Genomic DNA, 6,612 nt, shown 5'->3' on the forward strand with positions numbered 1-6,612 from the left:
CATGAGGCTAGCGGGGGAGGTCCGTGAACGGGTGGCGAAACCCTACCAGAAGGGGGGCGGCGCGTTGTGACCCCGCCCCCCTTCTGGTAGGGTTTCGCCACCCGTTCACGGACCTCCCCCGCTAGCCTCATGACGCGTTATCTCTTCATTACCGGTGGTGTCGTCTCGTCCCTCGGCAAGGGGATCTCCGCCGCCTCCCTCGGCGCCGTCCTCCAGGCCCGGGGGCTGTCGGTGACGATGATCAAGCTCGACCCCTATATCAACGTCGACCCGGGGACCATGAGCCCCTTCCAGCACGGCGAGGTCTACGTCACCGACGACGGCGCCGAGACCGACCTCGACCTCGGCCACTACGAGCGCTTCATCAAGGCGCCGGTGACCCGGCACAACAACTACACCACGGGGCGGATCTACGAGCGGGTCATCCGCAAGGAGCGCCGGGGCGACTACCTCGGCGGCACGGTGCAGGTCATCCCCCACGTCACCGACGAGATCAAGCGCTGCATCCAGGAGGGGGCCGACGACTACGACGTGGCCCTCGTCGAGATCGGCGGCACCGTCGGCGACATCGAGTCGCTGCCGTTCCTCGAGGCGATCCGCCAGATGGGCACGGAGCTCGGCCGCGAGCGCTGCCTGTTCATGCACCTGACCCTGGTGCCGTTCATCGGCACCGCCGGGGAGATGAAGACCAAGCCGACGCAGCACTCGGTCAAGGAGCTGCGCTCGATCGGCATCCAGCCCGACATCCTCGTCTGCCGCGCCTCCTACGAGATCCCCGAGGAGGAGCGGCGCAAGATCGCGCTGTTCACCAACGTCGAGCCGCGGGCGGTGATCGCCGCGCTCGACGTGGACAACATCTACCAGATCCCCGAGCTCCTCCACCGCCAGGGGCTCGACCACATCGTCGCCGAGAAGTGGGGCCTGGAGCTGCCGCCGGCCAACCTCAGCGACTGGCACCGCGTCGTCGAGATCATGGCCCACCCCGAGGGGGAGGTGACGGTGGCCATGGTCGGCAAGTACGTCGAGCTCAACGACGCCTACATGTCGCTCAACGAGGCGCTGCGCCACGCCGGCGTGCAGACCCGCCAGCGCGTGAACATCCGCTACGTCGACTCCGAGGCCCTCGAGCGCGAGGGCGAGGCGCCCCTGGAGGGCGCCGACGCCGTCCTCGTCCCCGGCGGCTTCGGCCAGCGCGGCATCGAGGGGAAGATCGCCGCGGCCCGCTACGCCCGCGAGCACCGCATCCCGTACCTGGGGATCTGCCTGGGGATGCAGGTGGCGGTCATCGAGTTCGCCCGCCACGTCGCCGGGCTCGAGGGGGCGCACAGCACGGAGTTCATCCGCCACCCCCACCACCCGGTCATCGGCCTGATCACCGAGTGGCAGACCGAGGAGGGCGAGCTCGAGCGCCGCGACGAGGGTGCGGACCTCGGCGGGACCATGCGCCTGGGCGGCCAGCCCTGCCGCCTGGCCCCGGGCTCGCGGATCCACGCCATCTACGGCAAGGAGGTGGTTGTCGAGCGCCACCGCCACCGCTATGAGTTTAATAACCACTACCGGGACCGGCTCGCCGAGGCGGGGCTGAGCCTCTCCGGCTGGTCCCAGGACGGGCGCCTGGCGGAGGTGGTGGAGCTGCCGGAGCACCCGTGGTTCATCGGCTGCCAGTTCCACCCCGAGTTCACCTCGACGCCGCGGGACGGCCATCCCCTGTTCGCCAGCTTCCTGCGGGCGGCGATGGCCCACCGGGACGGCTGAAGGAGGAGGCGCGAATGGCCGGCTTCGATCTGTGCGGTATCCGGGTGGGGCTGGACCGGCCGCTGTTCCTCATCGCCGGCCCCTGCGTCATCGAGTCCGAGGGGCTGGTCCTGGAGACCGCCGGCGCCCTGCGCGAGATCGCCGACGAGCTGGGGCTGGGGCTGGTCTTCAAGGCCTCGTTCGACAAGGCCAACCGCTCCTCGCTCTCGAGCTACCGGGGGCCGGGCCTAGAGGCCGGGCTGCAGGCGCTCGAGCGGGTGCGCCGGGAGCACGGCCTGCCCGTGCTCACCGACGTCCACGAGGATACCCCCCTCGCCGAGGTCGCCGCCGTGGTGGACGTCCTCCAGACCCCCGCCTTCCTCTGCCGGCAGAGCGACTTCATCCAGGCCGTGGCGCGCCAGGGCCTGCCCGTCAACCTCAAGAAGGGGCAGTTCCTCGCCCCCTGGGATATGGCGAACGTCGTCGACAAGGCCCGGGCGGCCGGGAACGAGCGGCTGCTCGTCTGCGAGCGCGGCGTGAGCTTCGGCTACAACAACCTCGTCTCGGACATGCGCGCCCTGGCGGTGATGCGCGCCACGGGCTGCCCGGTGGTCTTCGACGCCACCCACTCGGTGCAGCTGCCGGGCGGGCAGGGCGGCGCCTCCGGCGGGCAGCGCGAGTTCGTGCCGGTGCTCGCCCGGGCGGCGGTGGCCGCCGGCGTGGCGGGCCTGTTCATGGAGACCCATCCGGACCCGGAGCGGGCGCTCTCGGACGGGCCCAACGCCTGGCCGCTGGAGCGGATGCGTGAGCTCCTCGCCAGCGTCGTGGAGCTCGACCGCGCGGTGAAGGCGCGCGGACTCGTTGAGCAACAGGAGAGCGATTGAATCATGGCGAAGATCGAGCAGGTGATCGGGCGGGAGATCCTCGACTCCCGGGGCAACCCGACCGTCGAGGCCGACGTCGTCCTCGATGACGGCAGCCTGGGCCGCGCCGCCGTGCCCTCCGGCGCCTCCACGGGGACCCGCGAGGCCGTGGAGCTGCGCGACGGCGACCCGCGCTACGGCGGCAAGGGGGTGCGCCGCGCCGTCGAGCACGTCAACACCACCCTGCGCGAGCACCTCCAGGGCGTCGACGGCGCCGATCAGCAGGCCCTCGACCGGCGGCTGATCGAGCTCGACGGCACGGCCAACAAGGAGCGCCTCGGCGCCAACGCCATCCTCGCCGTCTCCATGGCCGCCTCCCAGGCGGCGGCGCGCAGCCGCGGGCTGCCGCTCTACCGCCACCTGCAGGACGAGGGCGAGGGGGCGAAGCTGCCGGCGCCGATGATGAACATCCTCAACGGCGGCGAGCACGCCGACAACAACGTCGATATCCAGGAGTTCATGGTCATGCCCCTCGGCTTCGAGCGCTTCGCCGAGGCGCTGCGCTGCGGCGCCGAGGTCTTCCAGGCGCTCAAGCGGGTGCTCCACGAGCGGGGGCTGAGCACCGGGGTCGGCGACGAGGGCGGCTTCGCCCCGGAGCTGCCCTCCAACGAGGCCGCCCTCGGCGTGATCATCGAGGCCATCGAGCGCGCCGGCTACCGGCCCGGCGGCGACGTCTTCCTGGCCCTCGACGTAGCCAGCTCCGAGCTCTACGCCGACGGCGCCTACCGCCTCGCCTCCGAGGGGCGCAGCTTCGACGCCGCCGGCTTCGCCGACTACCTCGCCGATCTCGTCGAGCGCTACCCGATCTGCTCCATCGAGGACGGCATGGACGAGTCCGACTGGGAGGGCTGGCGGCTGCTCACCGAGCGCCTCGGCGACCGGGTGCAGCTCGTCGGCGACGACCTGTTCGTGACCAACCCGCGCATCCTCCAGGAGGGGATCGACCGCGGGGTCGCGAACTCTATCCTCATCAAGCTCAACCAGATCGGCACGGTCACCGAGACCCTGGAGGCGATCCGCATGGCCGACCGGGCCGGCTACAGCGCCGTGGTCTCCCACCGCTCCGGCGAGACCGAGGACGTCGCCATCGCCGACCTGGCCGTGGCCACCCGGGCGAGCCAGATCAAGACCGGCTCGCTGTGCCGCTCGGACCGCGTGGCGAAGTACAATCAGCTGCTGCGCATCGAGGAGCAGCTCGGCGACCGGGCCCGCTACGTGGGGCTCGAGGCGATCCCGGCCGCCCGGCGCTAGGCCCGGCGGCGATCCGGCGCCCGGCGGGGGCGCCGCGGAGGACGTGGGGTGCGTTGGATCAGCATCGGCTTGGGCGCTGCGCTGCTCGCCCTGCAGTGGCAGCTCTGGATCGGCGCCAGCGGCGTGCCCGAGCTCCTCGAGCTGCGGGCGTCGATCGCCGAGCAGCGGGCCGCCAACAGGCGGGCCGAGCAGCGCAACGACGCCCTCGCCGCCAAGGTCGAGAGCCTCAAGGAGGGGCCCGAGGCCCTGGAGGGCCGGGCCCGCCGGGAGCTCGGCATGATCCGCGAGGACGAGGTCTTCTACCAGGTCGTGGAGGAGTGAGCGTGGCGTTCTGGGCAGTGATCCCGGCAGCGGGCGTCGGGCGGCGCATGGGCGGCGGCTGCCCCAAGCAGTACCTGGAGCTGCTCGGGCGGCCGGTCATCGCCTGGACCCTGGAGCGGCTGCTCGCCCACCCGCGGGTGAGCGGCGCCGTCGTGGCCCTCGCCCCGGAGGACCCGTACTGGGGAGGGGTCGAGCACGGCGCGCAGAAGCCGGTCTACCGGGCCGACGGCGGCGCGGAGCGCTCCGATTCGGTGCTCGCCGCGCTGCGCCGGCTCGCCCGGGTCGCCGGCGCCGAGGACCGGGTCCTCGTCCACGACGCGGTGCGCCCCTGCCTCGGCGCGGCCGAGCTGGACCGGCTCCTCGCCGAGGGCGGGGAGGCCGCCGACGGCGCGCTGCTCGCCACGCCGGTGCGCGACACCCTCAAGCGCGGCGAGGCGGGGCAGGGGGGCGGCCCGGCCGTGGCGGCCACCGTCGACCGCAGCGGGCTGTGGCAGGCGCAGACGCCGCAGCTCTTCCCCCTGGGGCAGCTGACCGCCGCCCTCGAGGAGGCCCTCGAGAGCGGCGCCGCGGTGACCGACGAGGCGCAGGCCGTCGAGCGCCACGGCGGACGGCCGCGGCTGGTCAGCGGCGACCCGGCGAACCTCAAGATCACCCAGCCCGCGGACCTGGCCCTCGCTGCGGCCATCCTCCGGGCCCAGTCCGCGGCGGGGCCGCAAGGGGAGGGGGCGTGATGCGCATCGGCCAGGGCTTCGACGTCCACCGCTTCGCCGACGGCGGCGACGGCTTCCGCCTCGGCGGCGTGCCGATCCCCTACCACCGCGGCCTGCTGGCCCACTCCGACGGCGACGTCCTCCTGCACGCCGTCACCGACGCGCTGCTCGGCGGCGCCGGGCTCGGCGACATCGGGAGCCACTTCCCCGACGACGACCCGCAGTGGCAGGACGCCGACAGCGCGCTGCTCCTGCGCCGGGCCGTCGAGCAGGTGGCCGGGCAGGGCTGGTCGCCGGTCAACGTCGACGCCACGGTGATCGCCCAGGCGCCGAAGCTCGCCCCCTACGTGGCCGCGATGCGCCAGGCGACGGCGGACGCGCTCGCCCTGCCGGCGCAGGCGGTCAACGTCAAGGCCACCACCAGCGAGCGCCTCGGCTTCACCGGGCGCGGCGAGGGCATCGCCGCCCTCGCCGTAATCCTCCTCGAAGGGCGCCCGGGCGCGGCGTGAGCCGCGCCCACGGCGACCCGCTGGGGACGGCGCAGCTGCGCAGCCGCCCCGAGGACTTCCGGGTCGAGGAGGAGCTCGGCTTCACCCCCTCAGGCGCCGGGGAGCACCTGATGCTCCGCGTCCGCAAGCGCGGCTGGACCACCGAGGCCGTCGCCCGCCGCCTGGCCGAGGCCCTGGGGATCCCCCGCGGCCGCGTCTCCTTCGCCGGGCTCAAGGACCGCCACGCCGAGACGGAGCAGTGGCTCAGCGCCCACCTCCCCGGGGCCGCGGCCCCCCTCGCCGCCGGCGAGGAGCTCGCCGACGGCGTGCGCGTCGTCGCCGCGACCCGCAACGCCCGCAAGCTGCGCCGCGGCGCGCTGGCCGGGGACCGCTTCACCCTGCGCCTGCGCGCGGTCGCCGCCCCGCCGGCGGCGGTGGACGCCCGCCTGGCGGCCATCGCCCGGCGCGGCGTGCCCAACTACTTCGGGGCGCAGCGCTTCGGCCGCGGCGGCCGCAACCTCGAGCAGGCCCGGGCCTGGCTCCTGGAGGGGCAGCCCGTGCGCGGGCGCACCGTCCGCGGCCTGCTCCTGTCGGCGGTGCGCGCCGAGCTGTTCAACCGCGTCCTCGCCGCACGGGTGGCGGACGGCACCTGGGAGCGGCTCCTGCCCGGTGACCGGGCCGGGCTCGACGGCCGCGGCAGCCACTTCGCCGTCGAGGCCGTGGACGAGGCCCTGCGGCGGCGGACCGCCCGCGGCGAGATCCACCCCACGGGCCCCCTGGCCGGCACCGGCGGGGAGGGGCCCGGCGGGGCGCCGGCGGCCCTGGAGGCGGCCATCCTCGCCGAGGAGCCCGAGCTGACGGCGGCGCTGGAGCACCGCGGGGTGCGCGCCGACCGGCGGGCGCTGCGGCTGATGCCGCGCGGGCTGATCTGGCGCTGGCCGGCGTCGGGGGAGCTGGAGCTGCGCTTCACCCTGACCTCCGGGGCCTACGCCACGGAGGTGGTCGCCGAGCTCCTCGAGGCCCGGGAGCCGGAGCAGGGCGCCGAGGCCCCCTGAGGCGCGGCCCCGCGGGTGGCCCCGGGGATGGCGCCCTTTCGAGCGCGCCGAGCATCGCAGCCCGAGCGGGGACGCCGAGCGGCGTTAGCCGCTCGGCGAGCGCGCGTTGTCCGAGCGAAGCGAGTTTAGC

The 6,612-nt window shown here is 74.2% G+C and carries 7 protein-coding genes; all 7 read left to right on the forward strand.

Translation table 11 applies throughout. From position 1 onward, the window contains the following. Positions 1–129 precede the first annotated feature (129 nt). The 7 genes from CKO13_RS09740 to truD are packed head-to-tail and all read left to right on the forward strand — an operon-like array spanning position 130 to position 6,482. Positions 130–1,755, forward strand: coding sequence for a CTP synthase (locus CKO13_RS09740; RefSeq protein ID WP_200260196.1), 1,626 nt, complete (start codon positions 130–132; stop codon positions 1,753–1,755). Between the two features lie 14 nt (positions 1,756–1,769). Beyond that, entirely contained in the window at positions 1,770–2,618 is an 849-nt protein-coding gene (kdsA, locus tag CKO13_RS09745; protein ID WP_200260199.1) for a 3-deoxy-8-phosphooctulonate synthase, read from the forward strand. 3 nt (positions 2,619–2,621) lie between these two features. Beyond that, on the forward strand, positions 2,622–3,908 hold the full coding sequence (eno, locus tag CKO13_RS09750; protein ID WP_200260202.1) for a phosphopyruvate hydratase: 1,287 nt from the start codon (positions 2,622–2,624) through the stop codon (positions 3,906–3,908). Positions 3,909–3,956: 48 nt separating this feature from the next. Further along, positions 3,957–4,229, forward strand: a complete 273-nt coding sequence (locus CKO13_RS09755; protein ID WP_200260206.1) for a septum formation initiator family protein — start codon at positions 3,957–3,959, stop codon at positions 4,227–4,229. A 2-nt stretch (positions 4,230–4,231) separates the two neighbouring features. After that, a complete protein-coding gene (gene ispD / locus CKO13_RS09760; RefSeq protein ID WP_338034628.1) occupies positions 4,232–4,960 on the forward strand; it encodes a 2-C-methyl-D-erythritol 4-phosphate cytidylyltransferase in 729 nt (242 codons plus the stop codon). Further along, positions 4,960–5,448: a 2-C-methyl-D-erythritol 2,4-cyclodiphosphate synthase gene (ispF, locus tag CKO13_RS09765; RefSeq protein ID WP_200260212.1), complete on the forward strand. Its 489-nt coding sequence runs from the start codon at positions 4,960–4,962 to the stop codon at positions 5,446–5,448. Before ispD ends, ispF begins: the two co-directional genes overlap by 1 nt. Beyond that, positions 5,445–6,482, forward strand: coding sequence for a tRNA pseudouridine(13) synthase TruD (gene truD, locus CKO13_RS09770; RefSeq protein ID WP_200260215.1), 1,038 nt, complete (start codon positions 5,445–5,447; stop codon positions 6,480–6,482). Before ispF ends, truD begins: the two co-directional genes overlap by 4 nt. The last annotated feature ends 130 nt before the right edge of the window (positions 6,483–6,612 follow it).

Origin of the sequence: Halorhodospira neutriphila (assembly GCF_016584055.1) — a bacterium.
Taxonomy (GTDB): domain Bacteria; phylum Pseudomonadota; class Gammaproteobacteria; order Nitrococcales; family Halorhodospiraceae; genus Halorhodospira; species Halorhodospira neutriphila.

Excerpts from the sequence above, each read along its gene's own strand:
- CKO13_RS09740 (WP_200260196.1), top strand. The coding sequence starts at position 130 with ATGACGCGTTATCTCTTCATTACCGGTGGTGTCGTCTCGTCCCTCGGC.
- kdsA (WP_200260199.1), top strand. The coding sequence starts at position 1,770 with ATGGCCGGCTTCGATCTGTGCGGTATCCGGGTGGGGCTGGACCGGCCG.
- eno (WP_200260202.1), top strand. The coding sequence starts at position 2,622 with ATGGCGAAGATCGAGCAGGTGATCGGGCGGGAGATCCTCGACTCCCGG.
- ispF (WP_200260212.1), top strand. The coding sequence starts at position 4,960 with ATGCGCATCGGCCAGGGCTTCGACGTCCACCGCTTCGCCGACGGCGGC.